General features: G+C 49.2%; 16 protein-coding genes and 1 tRNA gene. 4 read left to right on the top strand and 13 right to left on the bottom strand.

The annotated features are described in order from the left end of the window. Positions 1-32 precede the first annotated feature (32 nt). The 13 genes from A3842_RS16535 to A3842_RS16470 all read right to left on the bottom strand — a co-directional run bounded on the left by A3842_RS16535 (position 33) and on the right by A3842_RS16470 (position 15,446). On the bottom strand, positions 33-1,097 hold the full coding sequence (locus A3842_RS16535; RefSeq protein ID WP_074102106.1) for a LacI family DNA-binding transcriptional regulator: 1,065 nt from the start codon (positions 1,095-1,097) through the stop codon (positions 33-35). A gap of 23 nt (positions 1,098-1,120) precedes the next feature. Continuing rightward, the gene (locus A3842_RS16530) at positions 1,121-2,437 is read right to left on the bottom strand and encodes an ABC transporter substrate-binding protein (RefSeq protein ID WP_074084743.1); all 1,317 of its coding nucleotides are present in this window, start codon (positions 2,435-2,437) and stop codon (positions 1,121-1,123) included. A gap of 22 nt (positions 2,438-2,459) precedes the next feature. After that, positions 2,460-4,346, bottom strand: a complete 1,887-nt coding sequence (locus tag A3842_RS16525) for a sensor histidine kinase (protein ID WP_074102105.1) — start codon at positions 4,344-4,346, stop codon at positions 2,460-2,462. Between the two features lie 206 nt (positions 4,347-4,552). Next, on the bottom strand, positions 4,553-6,790 hold the full coding sequence (locus A3842_RS16520; protein ID WP_244169841.1) for a methyl-accepting chemotaxis protein: 2,238 nt from the start codon (positions 6,788-6,790) through the stop codon (positions 4,553-4,555). A 266-nt stretch (positions 6,791-7,056) separates the two neighbouring features. Next, positions 7,057-8,388: a peptidase U32 family protein gene (locus A3842_RS16515; RefSeq protein WP_074102104.1), complete on the bottom strand. Its 1,332-nt coding sequence runs from the start codon at positions 8,386-8,388 to the stop codon at positions 7,057-7,059. A gap of 228 nt (positions 8,389-8,616) precedes the next feature. Then, positions 8,617-9,549 (bottom strand): peptidase U32 family protein, encoded by a 933-nt coding sequence (locus A3842_RS16510; RefSeq protein WP_074102103.1) that lies wholly within the window; start codon positions 9,547-9,549, stop codon positions 8,617-8,619. Positions 9,550-9,602: 53 nt separating this feature from the next. Then, positions 9,603-10,652 carry an endolytic transglycosylase MltG gene (mltG, locus tag A3842_RS16505; RefSeq protein WP_074102102.1) on the bottom strand — a complete coding sequence of 350 codons (1,050 nt, stop codon included), beginning with the start codon at positions 10,650-10,652 and terminating at the stop codon, positions 9,603-9,605. Between the two features lie 221 nt (positions 10,653-10,873). Beyond that, complete coding sequence (locus A3842_RS16495) at positions 10,874-11,182, bottom strand: DUF1292 domain-containing protein (protein ID WP_074102100.1); 309 nt, start codon at positions 11,180-11,182, stop codon at positions 10,874-10,876. After that, complete coding sequence (locus tag A3842_RS16490; RefSeq protein WP_038588104.1) at positions 11,175-11,483, bottom strand: DUF1292 domain-containing protein; 309 nt, start codon at positions 11,481-11,483, stop codon at positions 11,175-11,177. Before A3842_RS16490 ends, A3842_RS16495 begins: the two co-directional genes overlap by 8 nt. Positions 11,484-11,496: 13 nt before the next feature. Further along, positions 11,497-11,913 (bottom strand): Holliday junction resolvase RuvX, encoded by a 417-nt coding sequence (gene ruvX, locus A3842_RS16485; RefSeq protein ID WP_178381952.1) that lies wholly within the window; start codon positions 11,911-11,913, stop codon positions 11,497-11,499. Beyond that, the gene (locus A3842_RS16480) at positions 11,913-12,188 is read right to left on the bottom strand and encodes an IreB family regulatory phosphoprotein (RefSeq protein WP_074102099.1); all 276 of its coding nucleotides are present in this window, start codon (positions 12,186-12,188) and stop codon (positions 11,913-11,915) included. Before A3842_RS16480 ends, ruvX begins: the two co-directional genes overlap by 1 nt. A 395-nt stretch (positions 12,189-12,583) precedes the next feature. Then, positions 12,584-15,217, bottom strand: coding sequence for an alanine--tRNA ligase (gene alaS / locus A3842_RS16475; RefSeq protein WP_074102098.1), 2,634 nt, complete (start codon positions 15,215-15,217; stop codon positions 12,584-12,586). After that, positions 15,204-15,446 carry a hypothetical protein gene (locus A3842_RS16470; protein ID WP_074102097.1) on the bottom strand — a complete coding sequence of 81 codons (243 nt, stop codon included), beginning with the start codon at positions 15,444-15,446 and terminating at the stop codon, positions 15,204-15,206. Before A3842_RS16470 ends, alaS begins: the two co-directional genes overlap by 14 nt. Before the next feature lie 252 nt (positions 15,447-15,698). On the opposite strand from A3842_RS16470, the gene A3842_RS16465 reads away from it, so the two are divergent. The 4 genes from A3842_RS16465 (at position 15,699) to A3842_RS16450 (ending at position 19,488) form a co-directional block, all read left to right on the top strand. Next, positions 15,699-15,775, top strand: a tRNA-Pro gene (locus tag A3842_RS16465). 578 nt (positions 15,776-16,353) lie between these two features. Further along, a complete protein-coding gene (locus A3842_RS16460; protein WP_074084727.1) occupies positions 16,354-17,049 on the top strand; it encodes a response regulator transcription factor in 696 nt (231 codons plus the stop codon). A 1-nt stretch (position 17,050) separates the two neighbouring features. Continuing rightward, complete coding sequence (locus A3842_RS16455) at positions 17,051-18,106, top strand: HAMP domain-containing sensor histidine kinase (protein ID WP_074102096.1); 1,056 nt, start codon at positions 17,051-17,053, stop codon at positions 18,104-18,106. Positions 18,107-18,327: 221 nt separating this feature from the next. Beyond that, a complete protein-coding gene (locus tag A3842_RS16450) occupies positions 18,328-19,488 on the top strand; it encodes an alpha/beta hydrolase (protein WP_074087110.1) in 1,161 nt (386 codons plus the stop codon). Positions 19,489-19,883 lie beyond the last annotated feature (395 nt).

Raw genomic sequence — 19,883 nt, 5'->3', positions numbered from 1 at the left:
CTCCCTGTGCATGAACGATAGCTGAATGCTTGCTACTCCCGCGGTCCTGCGACCGAATCCCGATGGACAATATCAGCGGAGATCAGAATTTTTTCCAGCGGCGCAGAAGGGTTGTGGATACGGCTCAGCAGCTTCTCTACCGCGGCCCGGCCCATAGCTTCCTTGGGCACATGTACCGTTGTGAGCGGCGGAACGCCGCGCATGGCATCCTCAATATTATCAAAACCCGTAACTGAAATATCAGCGGGGATGGATATCCCTTCTTCTCTAAGGACTTCACACACGGCCAGGGCCGTGGAGTCATTAGCACAGATAAGTGCGGTCGGCAGGCTTTTGGCTTTTTTGCGTTTTGTGATCCAGAGCTTGAATTCATCACGGAACGAGCCGTCATCCATGCCCTCCAGCAGCAGCATCTCGTCGTCACCGGCTGGCGTTTTCATATCATTCTCTTCAAGAGCACTGCGGAAGCCGATCCAGCGGTCACGGAAACTCCGGGAATAACGGATATTGCCGATAAAATGAAACAGCGTATGTCCGATGCCCATCAGATGGTTGCTGAGCCGGGTCATAGAATCAATGTTGTTGGCGAACACAGTATCGCTGGGAATCAGCGGGTCTTCATGGTCAATCAGCACCATCGGAAGACCGATGCGGTGCACCTCCAGCAGGAGTGAAGTGGAAATCTGCCCCACCCCCACCAGACCGAGCAGACCACCCGGATTGAGAATATGGATAAAGTTATCCGCGCGGTGCTCCGAGACAATGACCATGCCGAGACCCTCCTGATCGAGAGCCAGCGCGATGCCATCGATGATTTTCCCCCAATAAAGGGAGTCCTGGGTCTGCGCCCGGATATTCGGCATCAGCACGAGCACAGATTGCTTCCCCCGGTCACTGCCGGACGCCGGAGACGGACGTTTGACATTTTGCACATATGCATTCTTCTGGGTAAAATACCCCAGCTGTGATGCGGCTTGAATGACCCGCTCCCGGGTGGTTTCATTCACGCCGCCTTTGCCGGAGAGCGATTTGGAGACTACGAACTTGGATACACCGAGGTGGTCAGCGATTTTTTGCATGGTCACTTTTTTTGCCATAGGAAAATACCTCCAGATTATCTTTATTGTACAGCCGCCGCCTGTGGTCCGGGAGAAGCCTGCTGGCCTGCCCGTGCTTCTTTCCATTTCTCATTTAATTCGTCAAAAGCCTTCTGTAAATCCGGTGCGGCAAGCAGCTCCTGGATATAATCTCCCGACCAGAAGGACAGCTTCGCCCGGTTCGCCATGTCGATGAAGGCGTCTGACTGCACAGTAGCCTCGATCAGCTTGGGATGATAGGAGAGAAACTCGCTGTATTGCGGCATCGAGGGCTCCTCCGTCTCGTCAGCCGGCAGAAACCCTGAGTTCGTGGTATAAGAGGTTTCGGTTACAAAAAACTTCACCCAGGCCATCGCAAGCTCCTTGTTGTTGCTATACCTGCTTACTCCTATGAACCAATCGGGATTCAACAAGGCGTTATGGCTGGTATTATTATCATAAGGGAACGGGAAAAAGCCAATATCCTCAGACTTCGCACCGGCATCCAGAATCTGGCGGATCGTCCAGTTGCCCTGAAGATACATCCCTGCCTCCCCCTTGGCCAGCATGGTCTTGGAGATCTCCCAGTTATTCGAGAACAGCTGATCCTCCACATAACCTTTGGCAAGCATGGTCCTGGCAATCTCAAGCGCCCGGCCCCATTCATTACCGATCCTCCAGGGACTGTCCTCATGCACCATATTGTTCAGGTAATCAGGATTGCCTGACATATAATTAACCAGGTTGTCGCCCCAATCCCGCAGCGGCCAGACAGCACCGTAATTCATATAGAGCGGGATAATGCCTGCCTGCTTCAGCTTGGCGCTGGCTGCATAGAATTCATTAAGCGTTTGAGGCACCTTCTCAATCCCGGCTTTTTTAAAAGCCTGCTTGTTGTAGACAATTCCGCTCGTAGTGGTGCCGGTGGACAACCCATATCTTTTGCCGTCATACGTGGCGAAGGTGGTGAACTTCTCCTGTGCAGCCAATTCATCGGTCAGGGGTTCAAAAAAAAGTCCCAGCTCTTTAGCCGGCAGGTTCACCGGAAGCAGCAGCACATCCCCCGCATCCTTGGTGGACAGACGGACCAGAATGTCAGTGGCATAATTGGACAAACCCTCAAATTCCACATTAGCTCCCGGATATTTCTTTTTGAACTTATCGGCGTAGCCTTTGAACGTCCCATTCTCAATCAAATCAATCCGGTTCGTCAGCATTACGATGGTACCGGACAATTCTGATGGTCTATCACCTCCGGCAGGGGTTGGCGAGGGCAGGGCCTGTGGATTGCCTCGGCCGTCACAGCCGGCAGACAGCAGGAATAGCAGCAGAATGGTGTGCATGGGCCAACGTAATTTCATCCGTTTCAAGCGGACTCCTCCTCTATTCTTTTCCCTTCATTTCCTGGTCGAGCGGACTCAGAAGCGGCAGGGATAAAATCACATCCGTCCCTTCCCCCAGCTTGCTAAAGACCTCAATGCCATAGGCTGCTCCATAATGAAGCTGAATCCGTTGATGAACATTTTTCATCCCAATGCCCCCATTGATGCTTTTCTTCGGAGGCATTTCACGCTTCAGACTGTCGCTCAGCTTATCGAGTGTAGCCTGTTCCATCCCGCAGCCGTCATCCCGGATATGGAACAGAAGCTTCTGCTCTGTGACTTCACACTTAATGCTAAGATGCATCTGGTCCTTGGTATCATCCAATCCATGGTAGGCGGCATTCTCAATGATCGGCTGAAAAACCAGCTTAATCATGGAGTAGTTGTCCAGCGTCTCGGGAACATCGATCTGCAGCACGAACCTTCCGGGATACCGGCAGCCCAGCAGCTCGACATAATTACGGACATACAGCAGCTCTTGCTTCATGGTCGTTATACCGGACAACTCACTGGTACTGTAACGCAGGAGCTTGCCCAGAATGGAGATCATATCCGCGGCTTCCACGTCATCATTGATCTCTGCAGTCATACGGATGGATTCCAATGTATTGTATATAAAATGCGGATTGATCTGGCTCTGCAGCGCCTGCAGCTCTGCCTCTTTCTTCTGTTCCTCAATCCGGTATATATCCTGAATCAGCTGCCGGATACGGGCCAGCATCCGGTTGAATTGATGGCCGAGCAGGCCAATCTCATCCCGCCGTCTGACGCGGAAAGTCACATCCAGATCGCCGTTCTGCACCTTTTTCATCAGCTCGATCATTTGGGTTAGCGGTTTGGTTAAGGCAAACGACAGAATAATCGAAATGATCAGCGCCAGCACGATAATAATCAGGGTAGCGGCAAAGGTAGCGTTACGGGTCAGCTTCACCCCGCGCGTTAGCTCATCCACAGGAATAGAAATGATGACTTTCCAATTGGTCTTGGAAGAGCTTGAATAAATATTAAGCCGTTCCTTGCCTGACACGGTATCATAAAAACTCCCGGCATTGCCTGAAGCCTGACGGAACAGGCTGGTATGGGAAATATCGGTCGTGAGAAGTCTCTGTTCGCTGTCAAAAATCACTTTGCCGTCCTCATCCACAATGATTGACTTCCCGTGGGTTACGGTATCCAGTTCGGCCACCTGATTTTCCAGATTGCTGATGTTGGCTTCCACTGCAATCAGTCCAATCGGATTCCACAGCCCGTCGACAATTTTGCGGACCACAGTAAAAGCATAGCGGGTGCTCTGCAGATTGCTCGTATACGCCTGGGTGCCAAAGAGCAGCGCCTCGCCACTGGAATTCTTGGCCTTCTCGCTCCAAAATTTGTAGCTCTGTTTCAGGTCCAGACGTACACCGCCATCCTTGGCAGAATAATATCCATTGCCGTAGCCGTCGAAAATATATACCGAGTTGGTTCCCCGCTTAATATTGTTAATGAAAGAGATATTCCCTTCAATGCCCCGCTGAATGGACAGCAGCAAATCAAAATCGCCAGGAGCAACCTGTGTGCTGCTCCCTTTGCTCTCCATCATCTGTTGTTGTTCATAATAGCGGTTCGAGCGGATCAAATTCTGCTTGATATCGTTAACATAGGCAGGCATGGACGAAATCCGTTTCATATCCTCAATATAGTCATCAATAGAATCCATCATCTGGTCAATCAGCTTCTCTGAATAGGCAACTGTGTTCGCCTGAATCGATTCGGAGTAGCTCTTGAAGCTGATCACACTGATGAACGAAAGCGGAAGTGTAATAATAATCAGGAAGACGAGGAGTAGCTTACGTTCCATGCTCATGTCCCCCACATAGGACCACCAGGTGTGACTGCGTTTTGCTTTCATTCGGTCCTTCTCCTTGTTCCAGCTTCACCTAACATTTTAAGAAAAAATAACAATCCCCTAACAAAATAATTATACGTGTTAGTTCCCTGATGTACAAGGAAATTACATTACCAAGCGTTGAATATCTTGCAAAAAAAAGCGCCCCGCTGCCGATTGCCGGCTTGCGGAACGCTTGTTCACTAGAGGTTAGAAACTCTTAATCTTTATTAAATCGTAAACAGGGAGAGCTTATCTTTCAGCTGGGTTGAGACGCTTTCCAGTTTGCCGGAGAGTGCAACGAGCTGATCGCTGACATTCTGCTGTTCATTGCTTAGGGAAGCAACCTCTTCCGAAGTGGCCGAGGACTGCTGGGCCACTGCGCTTACATTACCCATGGCATCCGACAAGACGCCCTGCGAATGATTCAGACTGTCAATGGCTCCGGTAACCGACTCCAGACTGGAGATGAAATCTTCCATTTGCCCTTGTACGGATACGAAGATATCACTGGTGCTCTTCACCGAACTCATCTGCTGTTTAAAGAGTGGTGCAACCTCGGACAACACTGCCACTGTCTCATTCATTTCCGTAATAATCTTATCGGTAATGCCGGCTACAACGGCGATGGACTGTTTGGATTGGTCGGCCAGCTGCCGGACCTCATCAGCTACAACCATAAATCCGCGTCCTGCTTCACCAGCTCTTGCTGCCTCGATCGTCGCATTGAGCGAGAGGATGTTCGTCTGCTGTGTAATATTCTTCATCACATCCAGCACCTTGATGACCGAGAATACCGTTTCTTTCAAATTGTTGACCCGATCAACCAGTGCAGTAGTCATCTCACCAGTACGGCTGGTCTGCGTCAGCAACTCTTCCAGTTGCTTCGCACCTTGACCGCTGGCTTCTCCCACTCCGCGGGCTGCTTCATCCATCTCGGCGTTCGCTGCGATGACGCTCTGCATCTGAGTTCCGATCAGATCCGTAAGCTCATTGCCACGTTCAGCCTCCTGTGCAAGGCTTCCTGCGCCACCGGCAATCTCTTCCGTAGCTGCCGCAATTTCCTTCGCGGAAATCGCTGTCTTGCGTGAAGCATCACCAAGTTCACCAGCGGTTTCCAGCACTTCACGTGCGGTATCCGTTGTCTGGGCAACCAGTTCGGTGATCCGCTCCATCATCGTATTAAAGGATGCCGACAGTTCACCAATTTCATCCTTGGATACATATTCGGTGCGTACGCTCAGGTCGCCCTTTGCACCTTCGACCATAAGATCCTTCAACCGGGCCAGCGGGCGGGCAATCATCCGTACCATCCCAATACCGACCAGCACGGCCAGTAGCGCAGCAGCAGCAGCAGCCAGAAAGGTTGTGAACAGAATTGGAGTTGCAGCCTTCACCAGTTCACCGGTAGGGACAATACCTGTCAGCTTCCAGTCCGCTTTGGCCATAGGACTGTAGACAGCCAGAACATCTTCGCCTTTTGCGTCCGTGGCATCCTGGCTCTTACTGTTGGTCTTGCTCTCTTTAATAAATCCAAGCTCCGATACCTTGCCATCCTCTTCAGGAATGGAGGAAGCCACTACGGTCCCGTCAGGTGCTACGAGCTGAATCCGTGAACCATCTCCGAGTGTTACGCTCTTGAAGGCTTCCTCCAGCAGTGTATTCTTCAGTTCAAGCATAATCACATATCCTGAATTGGCTCCAAGATTTTTTAGTGATCTGACCATCGCAATATTCTTCCCGTTTTCTCCTGCTACGGATGTAGGGAACCAATAGTTCTGTGCCGATTTTTCCTCACCGGAATAATAGCTCTTGTAGCTCTCGGCATTTGCAACCACTGTTTTGAACCATGCCTGATCTCTGACACTGTCCAGCTTCATGCTGGAGCTTCCACTTGAAACAATATCAAAATCTTTGGAAGTCGGAATCAGTGTAATCGCTACAATATTAGAGTCTGTAGTCGTCTGGCTGGAAAGCTTTTTATTCATCGCATCCGTAGCCACGAATTTATCGTAACTGGATTCTGCAGAGGCCAGATCTGTCAGATTGTTCTGCATTTGCGGATCAAAAAAGAGCTGCATGGCCAAATTTTCATATTGCTTCAGTGTAATATCAAGCTTCTCCGAGGTCTGAATAATCGTCTGGCGGTTAGCTTCCGACACATTATTCTTAATCGTGTTCTTAGCTTTACTATAGGACAATAGCCCCAGAGCCAGTACAACTACCACAATGGAGGATAAAAAGATCAAGAACAGCTTGACCCCAACCGACTTATTAGGATTGACCCTCTTGATCTGACTTACGGAACCATGCAGCATTCCCTTAGCAGAAAGACCTGAGCCTATACGTTTATTAGTTGGGGCAGCCTTCTTTACTGTTTCCTGTACTTCATCTGTAAGGTTTGTATCAGATTTCTGGACGTTCGACGGTTGTTTCTTGTTGGTCTTATTCTTCTTTGTCAATTTCATCCTTCTCTCTTTCCGCTCTTCCCCATTGCTCTCCCGTTTAGGAGCAACCATCATAATCACCTGCCAGTTAGATTAGAAGACATATGTAAGCGTTCGCTCTTATTTATATCGGCAGTGTAGGTACAATTTCTTAGTTTTCTTTAGAAATTACCACAGAATCTTTATATATTTTAGTCATTTTCCATTTTATTCTATATACCAAAAAGGAATGCCCCTCAATATGAGGTGCATTCCTGTAAAGAACACAAAACGAACTCACAAACACACTATTTCTTCTTGCGCATCATGTCGAAATAAGCCACAGGCTGATCGACCTTCATTCGTACCCGCTGCAGCGGGTGACGTGCCGCATCAAGCGGCTGACCTTCCTCGTCCCACAGCTCGCCTACTGTTTGTTTGAAGAACGTATTGTCAGGTCCGAAGAACTCCACTTCCTGCCCTGGCTTGAAGTGATTGCGCTGCTGAATCAGCGCGGTTCCGCTAACCGCATCGTACTCCAGCACCAGTCCGGCGAAGTCATAAGGCGCAGCCTTTTCTTCCGGCTCATAAATATGATCCTCATGATCCGGCGTATCGTAGAAAAATCCGGTGTTCAGCGGACGGTTCGCCGCCTTTTGCAGCTCTTCCAGCCATTCCGGCTTCAGTACGTACCCTTCAGGGTCAGCCATATAGGAATCGATGGCTTTGCGGTAGGCATTGACAACCGTCGCCACGTAGTGGATCGACTTCATCCGTCCTTCAATCTTGAAGCTGTCTATGCCGACCTCGATCAGCTCGGGAATACTCTCCAGCATACACAAATCCTTGGAACCCATCGAGAACGGGTTATCCTCCGGCTGATGCAGGGGAAGCTGGGTTACTCCCGGCTGCAGCGGCAGAGGAGACTGCTGTGCCTGGGCCTGTTCCTCCTCGGATACCCAAGTGCCTTCAGGGCGGGCATCCTCGAACAGATCGTATTTCCAGCGGCAGGACTGGCAGCAGCCCCCACGGTTCGAATCGCGGTCCGTGAAGTGGTTAGACAGCACGCAACGGCCGGAGTACGAGGAGCACATCGCTCCATGGATGAAGCTCTCGATTTCAATATCGACATGCTGCTTGATTTCGGCGATTTCCTCAAGGCTCGTTTCGCGGCCGAGGACGACACGCGGAAGCCCTTCTTCCTTCCAGAAAGATACGGCTTGCCAGTTGAGTGTGGACTGCTGGGTGCTCAGATGAACTTCAAGGCCCGGCACCAGGCGGCGGGCGGTATCAACGATGGCAGGGTCGGCCACGATAATGGCAGCGATCCCCGCTTCATATAGGTTACGCAGGTATTCTTCAATCCCTGCGATATCTTCATTGTGGGCATAAATATTCGTAGCGACAAAGACCTTGGCGCCGTATTTTTTGGCAAATTCCACACCCTCGCGCATCTCCTCGAAGCTGAAGTTATCCGCTCCCGAGCGCAGGCCGTATTTCTGTCCCCCAATATATACTGCATCCGCACCATAATGCACGGCGAATTTCAATTTCTCCAGATTGCCCGCCGGAGCAAGGAGCTCCGGTTTGTCCAGACGGTAACGTTTGCCCTTGTGCTGCTGCTTGGTCATGGTTCCCATTCCTGTTCTCCCCTCCATTGTCTCACCAGTTAAAATAGCTAAAAACCTTACATTTTGGTGTTGAACGCAGCTGCGGGGAATGTTTGGACCTCCGGCCGCAGTAGAAATCCAAACCTAAAGGCGGGCGCTGACGCTCCTACAGTTCCAAACTTCCCCTCCGCTGCTACACCTGAATGTTGCTTATAGATCTATTTTAAAAAGCTGAGTCATTGACTTTTTTATTATTTTTCAATATACCTGTTCTTTGTAGAAAAAGCCGAAGGACAGCTCACGCTCAGGGTCCTGCAGCGCACGTATGCCGTCCATCCAATCCTCTTGGAAGGCATAGCCTTCAGGATTGGCAGTGTAGAGGTCAATCGCATGACGGTAAGCCTTAACGACGGCTGCGTTGTAGGCAACCGGCTTCAGGAGTCCTTCAATCTTCAGACTCTGCACTCCTGCCTTCAGGAGAAAATGAAGATCCTCCAGGATGCAAATATCATCGGAGCTCATAATATGCGTGCCATTCTCATCCTCGTATATCGGAAACTTTTCATTGGGGCGTTCAGCTTCGATCAGAAACAGTCCGCGCTCCTTGCCAAGGCTTCCGCCGTCGCTCGGACGGCCCTGGTGGGCCATGTAGCTTGCGACCAATTTGCGCTTGGAATGATAAATATTCGTCATGCCGTGTACCTGCACCTGGGCTTCAACTTCCAGCAGGGGCACCATTTCTGTCATTTCATCCATGTTCAGCTCACGGGCCAGAACAACCCGCGAAGCACCCTTGCGGCCCCAGTAATTGGCGGTTGCATAGTTGGTTGAAGTCATTTCTGCATTCCAGTGCAGCTTCAGTCCCGGCGCTTCCGTCTTCACTGCGGCGAGCACAGCCGGATCACCAAATTCGATGCCATCTACACCCAGTACCCCAATGGCTTTTACATAAGCGGGAAGCTCGTCCAGCAGCCGGTTCGACATTAGACCGCCCAGGCCTGCGTAGACTTTGCAGCCTTTGGCGTGAGCCAGCTTGACGACCTTCGCGGTATCCTCCAGCGAGAAATGGCCTGCCAGACGCATGCCAAAGCGGTCATCGCCAATCAACAGCGCATCTGCCCCGGCCTCCAGCAGCACAGCTGCTTCTTCCAAGGAAGCGGCTGTCGCCAGCAGCTCCGGTTTGTTATTCATGTTGCACCCTCCTACTTCGCGGTTCAAACCGCATCACACTCTATTTTAATAGGTTACTGTGAATTTTGTTCACTTTTTTTGATATTGGCTAAATGTTCCTTATAGGTCCTGCCGAACAAATGACCCTGTGAGCCATCCTTTTTGGTTACGTAGAAATAATAATCCGAAGCTTCCGGCGTCAGGGCCGCCTCAATGGATGCAAGACCGGGACTGCTGATCGGCCCAGGCGGCAGACCTTCGTTTTTATAGGTATTATAAGGACTGTTGACCTTCAGATCCTTCTCATACAGCCGTTGCTTCTGTTTGTCCAGCAGGTATTGAACAGTCGCATCGATCTCCAGCTTTTGCCCTTTATCCAGCCTGTTATAGATAACTCCGGCCACAATCGGACGTTCACTGTCCACTACGACCTCACGCTCTACAAGCGAGGCCACTGTCAGCAGTTCATGCAAGGAGAGTCCGCGGTTCTTCAGCTTGCCTTGCCAGCCTTTAATACTGTCCAGCTTCTTCTCAAGCTGCTCCAGCATCGCTTCAACAACCTGCTCCGGTGTACTCTCCTTCACAAGCTCATACGTCTCCGGAAACAAATATCCCTCCAGGCGGTGGCGAAGCTTGCTGTCTTCAGGAATACCCAGTCTGCCCACGGCTTCAAGACCCGCTCCAGAATCTATAATTTTCAGGAATACTTCGGGTTTCTGATTCCAGGCTACAGCAAGCTTATTAGCAACCTGCTTGGCCGTATATCCCTCCGGAATCGTAAATGAAACGGTATCCTTCTTCACCACATCCCCTGCATTCAGGCGGGCAATGAGTGAATCATAGGTGTCGCCTGGACTGGCGGTATATGTGCCTGCCTTGAAGCTGGACCCTTCCTTGACCCATTTCAGATAGCCTCTAAAAAATAATCCTTTGCGTATAATGCCGTTTTGTTCGAGCAGGTCGGCAATTTTCGCGCTGCCCATACCCTTCTCTATCGTAAAGGTTACCGGCGGGCCTGCCGGCTTCACCGGCTGCATGCCATTCCAGATGTACCAGACTCCTCCCCCGCCGATTGCAGCTAGCAAAAGGATAATAAGAGCCAAGGTGCGGATTGCAGCTTTCAAATGTCACTCCTCACTTTCCGACTATAAAGTATAAAATTGTATTGTCTCAAATTCAACATATATTTTTGCGGACATATGCATTGCACAAGTGGAAACGGCTTCACCGTCCTCCGAAAGAAGCGGCTTCCTTTTCTCCAAAACTTCTATTTCAAGCAAAAAGAGCGCGGAAAAATCCCCGCCCTCTTCCGTGCCACTCCTTGCTATAGCGTACATATGGAAGCTTATTCGCTCACGTTAGCGGGAAAAGTCAGCTCGTCATACAGCTCGTTGACATTTTCCCATTCCTCGTCATCCACGATGCTCTCCAGTTCGGGAAGCCCGTCAGGCGAAACCACAATCCGCAGAATCTCCTGTTCGGCGGCTCTCCCGGAACCGGTAAGCACCGCATACGCGCGGTCACCAACTTCAAATTCGGCAATAATATCGTAAACGGAAGATTTACCCTGCTCGTCTTCCAGTTCCACTGTTTCTCCATATACTTCTTTGAGCTTTGAAGTCCAAACTACCTGATCGGCGGAAAAATCAGTCATTCTCCGCTCCTCCGTCTAGCTCATCTACCAACGTATTGAAGGTCTCTTCAACAATTGCCCATTCCTCATCATTCTCGATCATAAAGAGCTGAAGATCATCACCGTCTTCTTCATAACGGAACGCATACACCTCATCGCTCTCTTCATCCTCGGAATCCAGCGGAACCACCATCATATACTTGGCATCCGAACCGTCGACTTCAAATTTCATAATGACCTCAAATTCCTCTTCATTACCTTCCTCATCAGGAATGTAGATAATTTCCGGTTCTTCTTCTTGGCCAATCTGCTCGTTTGTCAATCTAACACACCCCTCACCTTTTACTGTTAGCATCCAAAAAATTTTGCAAAATCAGGGCTGCAGCCATTTTGTCTACAATCCCTTTGCGTTTCTTCCGGCTGACGTCCCCTTCAATCAGCATCCGCTCAGCAGATACCGTCGTCAGACGCTCATCCCAAAGGTGTACGGGCATTTCGAGTTCTTCCCGAAGCCTATCGGCAAATTCGATGCAGATTTCACCACGGGGTCCTACTGAGCCGTTCATATTCTTCGGAAGGCCAACTACAATCTCTCCAATCTCATGTTCCTTGACCAGTTCGCGGATACGCAGGAACTCATTTCCGTTGCCGCGCCGCTCAATCGTCTCCAGAGCTTGTGCTGTCCATCCAAAAATATCACTTGTGGCAACTCCGATTCTGCGGTCGCCGTAATCCAGACCCAGCTTCTTCATCATTTCGGATGATCCACCCGATGATTGGCGAGGTAGAAACGAACCAGTTCCTCAATCAGCTCATCACGTTCTTTCCTCCGGACCAAACTTCTCGCATTGTTGTGGCGCGGAATGTAAGCCGGATCTCCAGAAATAAGATACCCTACGATCTGGTTGATGGGATGGTATTCCTTCTCCACCAGCGCATCGTATACTGCGAGCAGTATTTCCTGGGAGGAGGCTTCCTTCTCATCGCCCTTTACATTGAATTTGACCGTTTTGTCCATGGAGTCCATTTGTGACACCTTCCTTCTGCAAAATCACCCGCTTATTGGGCGGCTTCGCAAAGTTGCTGCTGTACAGCTGACTTGCTGCCCTCATCATAACATATTCATGGCCCAACGAGGAAATCCTGCCATCATGGTAACGCTTTTTTTGGTATTTCATCTACAAAAATAGAGATTTTTTTGGGTTTTAAGCTATTGCAGATGTTCGCTGAAAGTGAATATTGACAAAAAATATACATTTTCCAGCTTTGCGTGAATAAAGCAGCGGTACTGATATATTGCTCTCAGTACCGCTGCGGTAACCCTCATTTCCGATTTCCATATCCATCTGTCTGCAGCTGCAAAATCCAGTGATTCCTGGCGTTATGCAGCAGCTCCGAAACCTGCTCCGTCACTTTTACCGCTTAACCTTGAGCGGCTACAAGCTCCTCGGCTTTCAGAAGAGCTTCGCCCAGCTTGGATGCATCCTTGCCTCCGGCTTGCGCCATATCCGGACGTCCACCGCCCCCGCCGCCGCATACCGCTGCGATTTCCTTCACCAGCTTACCGGCGTGGAAGCCTTTTTTGACGAGGTCCTGCGGAACCGATACAACAAAGTTGACTTTGTCGTCCATAGCCGCACCCAGCACAAGTACAGCATCCGGCAGCTTAGATTTCAATTCATCGGCAGTCGAGCGAAGCGCGTCCATATTACCAGCTTGAACGGCAACCGCGAGCAGCTGTGTACCGCCGCCTACCGTTTTCACACTGCTGGTCAGTTCGGCAGCAAAGGTTGCGCTCAGCTTAGATTGCAGGGATTCATTCTCACGGGACAGCTCACGGACCTGGGCATGCAGCGCTTCAATCCGTTTTGGCACATCGTTCAGCGAAGACTTCAGCAGTCCTGCCGATTGCTTCAGCAGATCCAGCTGGCTTTCGGTGAACTGGTACGCATAACGTCCGGTTACCGCTTCGATCCGGCGGACCCCGGAGCCAATGCCGCTCTCGCTGACCAGCTTGAAGATCCCGATCTGCGAGGTGTTCGAAACATGGATACCGCCGCACAGCTCAAGGCTGTAATCGCCAACCTGAACCACGCGCACGATGTTGCCGTATTTTTCGCCGAAGAGTGCCATGGCACCCATAGCCTTGGCCTCGTCAATCGGCTTGTTCTCAATGACTACATCCAGGCCGCGCCAGATTTGCGCATTCACCCGGTGTTCAATGTCGCTCAGCTCTTCCGGCGTAATTGCGCCGAAGTGTGAGAAGTCAAAACGCAAACGTGCGCCTTCTACTAAAGAGCCGGCTTGATTCACGTGACCGCCAAGCACTTCTTTGAGTGCTTTATGCAGCAGGTGAGTTGCCGTATGGTTCTTAACAATATCTTCACGCTGCTCCCGGTTCACTTCGGCGCGGACACTGTCGCCCACTCTCAGCTCCCCGGCTTCCACAGTAACCAGATGAACATGCTGGCCGTGCGGAGCTTTGAACAGTCCTGTTACCTTGGCTGTCACCGAACCTCCGGTCAGAAGACCGGTGTCGCTGACCTGGCCGCCGCTTTCAGCATAGAATGGCGTGGACTCCAGGATAACCTGGCAATCGGTACCTTCGCCTGCGATGTCCACCAATGTACCGCCGGCAACAATAGCCAATATTTTAGACTCTGCTACGGAGTCAGTATAACCAACAAATTCACTTTTAACCGTCAGCTCAGCCAGCGGTCCGCCTTGAACCTTCATGCTACCGCCGTCCTGACGGGCGGCTCTGGCACGGTCGCGCTGCTCCTGCATGGCGGCGTCGAAGCCTTCGCGGTCCACGGTGAGGCCCTGCTCGGAGGCGAAATCCTCAGTCAGGTCAAACGGGAAGCCATAAGTATCATACAGTTTGAACGCATCGGCGCCGGCAATGGAACTGAGCCCGTCAGCCTTTGCTTTGGCGCTGATCTCGCCCAGGATGGCCAGACCGTCAGACAGCGTTTCATGGAAACGCTCTTCCTCGGTACGGATGATTTTGGCGATGTATTCGCGGTTCTCGACAACGGATGGATAGTAGACACCCATCACTTCGCCCACAGTCTCCGTAAGGTCGAACAGGAATGGACGGTCTAGACCAAGTGTCTTCCCGTATCGCACCGCGCGGCGGAGCAGACGGCGGATAATGTAGCCGCGGCCTTCATTGGAAGGAAGCACGCCATCCCCTACAGCAAACGTTACAGTCCGGATGTGGTCGGCGATTACTTTCAGTGCAATATCCTGTTCCAGGTTGTCCTTGTAGGTTACACCTGCAAGCTTGGCCGTCTTCTGGATGATCGGCTGGAACAGATCGGTGTCAAAGTTGGAATCCACATCCTGCAGAATGGACGCGAAGCGTTCCAGACCTGCACCGGTATCAATGTTCTTGTTCGGAAGCGGCGTATAGCTGCCGTCCTTGTTATGGTTGAACTGCGAGAATACGAGGTTCCACACTTCGAGCCAGCGTTCATTTTCCCCGCCCGGATACATTTCTGGATCGGACATGTCGCTGCCGTAGGCTTCGCCGCGGTCATAAAAGATTTCCGAGCAGGGGCCGCAAGGGCCTTCACCGATATCCCAGAAGTTGTCGTCACCCAGCTTAATGATGCGCTCTGCGGGCAGGCCAACCTTTTCATTCCACAGCTTGAAGGCTTCTTCATCCTCAGCATATACCGTTACGGAAATACGTTCCGGATCAAAGCCAATCCATTCCTTGCCGGTCAGAAACTCCCAAGCCCAGGTTATAGCCTCTTCCTTGAAATAATCACCAATGGAAAAGTTACCCAGCATTTCAAAGAACGTATGGTGGCGGCGCGTTTTGCCTACATTCTCAATATCGTTAGTACGAATGCATTTTTGCGAATTGGTCAGACGCGGATTCTCCGGGATTTCCCGGCCGTCAAAATACGCCTTCAGCGGAGCCATCCCAGCGTTGATCCACAACAGCGATGGGTCATTATGCGGCACGAGCGATGCGCTCGGCTCGATACGGTGGCCTTTGCTCTCAAAAAACTGCAGCCATTTGGAACGGATTTCACTTGCTTTCATCATGTACAGCCCCTGTCTCATAGTTATTAAAAACAAAAAAACGCCCCTGAATAAATTCAGGGACGATGATTATCGCGGTACCACCCTGGTTATCGCCAATATCCGTGAAGTCACGGACCATGATCAGACGATCGCCTTGTGCGGCTGTTAACGGGCGCCCCCGGCGGGATTGTCCCCGCACTCCGAAATCAGCTTTCTGCCGGCCTGTCTTCAAGGTTCTCACAGCCAATTACGAAAACTATCGTAAAGGAACCTCTTCTCTGATCAAGCCAATCTCCGGCGTACTTCATTTCATCAACGTTTTTTCCGATTTGCATTTTAACATTTCAAGTATAGCCAGCGCCCCTATTTCTGTCAATCTCGGGTAGAGAATAGGACGAAATGAAGCAGCAAAATGATTATTTACAGCGCTTACTTGCAGGCGTATAATGTGGATTGTTTAGAACAACCCTGCGGTTAACAACCAGTTAACCTGTAATGACGAGACGTGGCTCAGCTTGGTAGAGCGCTTGCTTCGGGAGCAAGAGGTCGCAGGTTCAAATCCTGTCGTCTCGACCATACTAAAATGCTAAAACCCTTGAATAATAAGGGTTTTTTTGTTCGAATTATTTAAACTAGGCTTTATTCCTCTAAATAATGATCAAAATCCCCCCTATTTCTATCCATTCTGATTGGTCCCTAAACACCATTTATTGAATTAATTCCTCTCCAAGTATACAAAATTTCATCCCTGTAATCTGGCTGACCTAATAATACTAAATGAGATCTCGTTAATGGAGTATGTGTATACAGAGCACAGAGACACTCTGGATAGATTAACAAGGAGAAATAAAATCTTGGTAATTCAATATTTATGCCTTGATTCTATTTACTAAGTGGACGATTGCATCAACAAGATGAAGAGAATATTATTTATACCAGATTCGTTTGCGTAATTTTGATCATCAAGTGTTTAAGAATAGCCTACAATAGCCGGTACCAAAGAATCCTGGAACTTGAAATGGCGTTGCTCAAGCTCTTATTCCAGCGTATCCGGAACTGGAAGGCGCTTTGAGCTCCATTTTTTTGTCAATTCAAGTCCATACGGCTCTTGTGTTATAAATGAAGGCCATTTAAAGAGGTTGGGAGGTATAAAGATGCCAAAAACGATATTAGTTGTAGACGACGATGAAGAAATTGTAAAACTCATTACAAAGAGTTTAAGGTACGAGCAATTTGTAATAATTTCGGCATGTTCTGGGAAAGAAGCCCTATCTGCATTAGAAGAAAACCACATTGATTTCATCGTTCTTGATATAGTGATGCCTGATATGGATGGATTTGATGTCTGCAGATGTATCCGAAAATCTTATAATGTTCCAATTCTGTTTTTAAGTGCGCGTGATCAGGACATTGATAAAATCGTTGGGCTCGAAATAGGAGCAGACGATTATATGACCAAACCTTTCAGTATTCAGGAGCTTGCCTCCAGGATAAAGGCCCACTTCAGAAAAATGGACAGACTGTTTAAAGAGTGGGATGAACTTAGTCCCAGTAGCGAAAAGGCGGATGCTCCGCTCATTTTGAACGATAAGACGTTTGAAGTATTCCTGCATAGCAGGAAGCTCGACTTATCAACGAAAGAATTTCAAATTTTGTCTATTCTTATGTGTCACCCCAATCAGGTATTGAGTCGTGAGCAGATCTATGAGAAGGTCTGGGGAGACGAATACGGAGAAATAAATACCGTAACGGTCCATATCAAAAATATCCGTAAGAAACTGGGGCCTGATCATAACTTTATTAAAACCATATGGGGCATAGGATATAAATATACGGAAAGAGAGCAATAGTATGAAACTGAAAATAAAACTTCCCCTCTTATTCCTGCTGATGCTTCTAATTCTTATGTTTTCCATTGGAATGTACTTAAAGTTTGTCTTTGCAGTATATTCCCCTATACGCGGTACATTGTTGGACTCACGATATATAGCATTGCTTTTGCCCATATTCGCCATCGCTTGTTGTATATTTATTATTCTGATTATCTATATTTATTTTTGCATAGAGAAGCCCATTCGGCTTCTGAATACCAGGCTGGAAGAAGTAAATATTGTACATCCCATGCCTCCGTTAGCATTGAGGAGTAATGACGAGATCGGAGAACTTTATAAGCACTTCAATAAGATGGAGCATAGGCTTCAACTCGCCCACAGAGAGCAAACCGATATGATTGCGGCAATCGCCCACGATTTGAAAACACCCCTGACATCTATTAACGGTTTTACTGAACTGCTGGCTACACACAAGGACCTACCAGAAACTGAAAAGCAGGAATATTATGATTTGATTCAAGGGAAGTCAGAATATATGGTCGAACTCATCAATGATTTCTCCAGCTTCACCAAAGAAAAACTGGAGTTGGAATCCATGGTAGCTAAACCTGTACAAGCATCAATATTATTTGAAAAAATTGCTCTTGAATATGAGTACGAGTTGGCGGGACTTGACTACGAGCTGACTTGCCGTCATTCATTCACGGAAAATATATTGCTAATGGTCAATGAACCGATGATCCGCCGGGTTTTCGGCAACCTCTTTAGCAATGCTGTAAGATATGGAGGGAAGAATAAGCTGAAAGTGTATATGACCGGATACCCGCTAGAACGTTATGCCTATTTCCAAATCGAGGATAATGGAATGGGAGTGCCGGATAAGGATATTTCTTCTCTGTTCCTCAAATTTTTCACTGTGGATAAATCGCGGCAAATCCAAAAGGGCGGGCTGGGGCTGGGGCTTGCAAGCTGTAAATCGATTATTGAACATCACGGGGGCGAAATTGTTGCCTACTCTTCCGAATATGGCGGTTTGGGGATAAGATTCAGCCTTCCCCGGGCGGCACAACGCTGACTTTATTTTTGCATATCTTCTTTTACAACAAAGTTAAAGGCTACTGCCGGGTGTCAATACCCAGGCAATAGCCTTTAACTTTGTTTTTTAGCGGTTTATAGTTTTTTATATTCTCTTTATAAACCTTTATTTTTCCTTTAAAGAAGCTTTATCTTTGGATGTAAAAATTACTTGTAGTAAAAAAACTACAATCACTGGAACTTGACAAGGAGGATGTCGAAATGTCAATTGAGTTCAGCCGCTGGCCCAATAACTACATGATGTCATACCAAGTTACCAAAGCTTTGGGTATGGCAAGCCTTGGTGCTACGGACGTCACCGAAATCTACGAGGCCTGCAAAAAAATCGATCCCGATGACAAGGATACGTGGCACAGGGAATGGCTCATCACCGCTCAGGCATTGGAAAGACACGGCAAGGAGGCCGAAACGGCCGGAAACTGGTATACCGCACGGAACTGCTACATTCGTGCCTGCAATTACTACAGAATCGCAGAGTATGCGGTGATGGATGATGACACCGAGAAAATCCGTATTTTTAAGAAGGTTAATGAACTCTTCGAAGCTGCCGGAAAGTACTTCGATGTCCGCCCGGAGAAAATCGAGGTCGATTACGAGGATGTCAAGCTGGAGGGATACTTCTTCTCCCCTTCCTGGATCAAAGGCCCAAAGCCGACCGTGTTTGCGCTTAACGGTGGTGACGAGTGGTCCATTGAAAATTATTTCTGGCTGGGTCCTGCCTTCATTTCGTGTGGATATAACTTTTTGGTCTATGACCAGCCCGGCACCGGCCTCTCGCTGTACGAAAAGGGAAAGGGGAGACGGGCGGACAGCGAGGCTTTCCATTCCCGGGCCATCGACTTCCTTCTAACACGGCCGGAAGTCGATCCCGATAAGATTATCGTGCACGGGGAGAGTTTTGCGGCTTACGACTCATTGCGATTCGCTTCGTTCGATCACAGGATTGCTGCCGTCATCTCCGACGGCGGTACGCATGCCTTCGACTGGAAAGCCATGCTTACATGGATGCCGCCAAGTCTGGCCGCACACGGCATGAGAATTCTGGGGGCAGAAAGCCTGGAGGATTTTGCGGGGAATCCGCGTTTTGCCTATGATCTTGAGGGCGTGCTCCACCAGATCGAATGTCCGCTGCTTGTCATGCATGGAGCGGAAGAGATATTGGTTCAGCCCAATCCGCTGACACAAGCCATGAAGAATTACGAGCAGGCGGGTTCGAAAAACAAGACATTCTACGCGATAGAGGATAGACGACTTGGCGGATTAGAACACTGTCAGGTAGACAACATCAACGTGATGCATGAGGTAGCGCTGAATTGGCTCTGCTCCATTGGGCTTGGGCCAGCTGCGCCCCGCCAATCTTAGGGATTGTCATAACATCATAAAGCAGTAGATTTATTGAAACATTTCCGGTGGAGCTTGTTCAGGAGTATCGTCCTTAGAATCCTGTACAAGCTCTCTCTTTATGGAGGAGTTAAAGGCTATGAGTATTTTATCAAAGAAAAAAAGCGGCAGTACGCCCGCTATACAAATTGACGGAGTGCACAAAAAATTTGGCGACTATATCGCATTCCTCTCACCACCGTACGTATTGTTCGGTATACGGCATTGCAACTGCATAAGTGCAATTTACGTAAACACTCATATTGCTGGGTCACAGACGCGCACGGTAAGGAGTTGAAGCAGTGTCTGCCGTTCTATTACCCGATTTGCTGATTTGGGAGACTTTGTTAACATATACCGAGTCTGCAGTCCAATAA

Origin of the sequence: Paenibacillus sp. P3E (assembly GCF_001909045.1) — a bacterium.
Classification (GTDB): Bacteria; Bacillota; Bacilli; order Paenibacillales; family Paenibacillaceae; genus Paenibacillus_AQ; species Paenibacillus_AQ helianthi.
The sequence above is the reverse complement of the archived record's forward strand: the minus strand, read 5'-3'. Positions and strand labels throughout refer to the sequence as shown.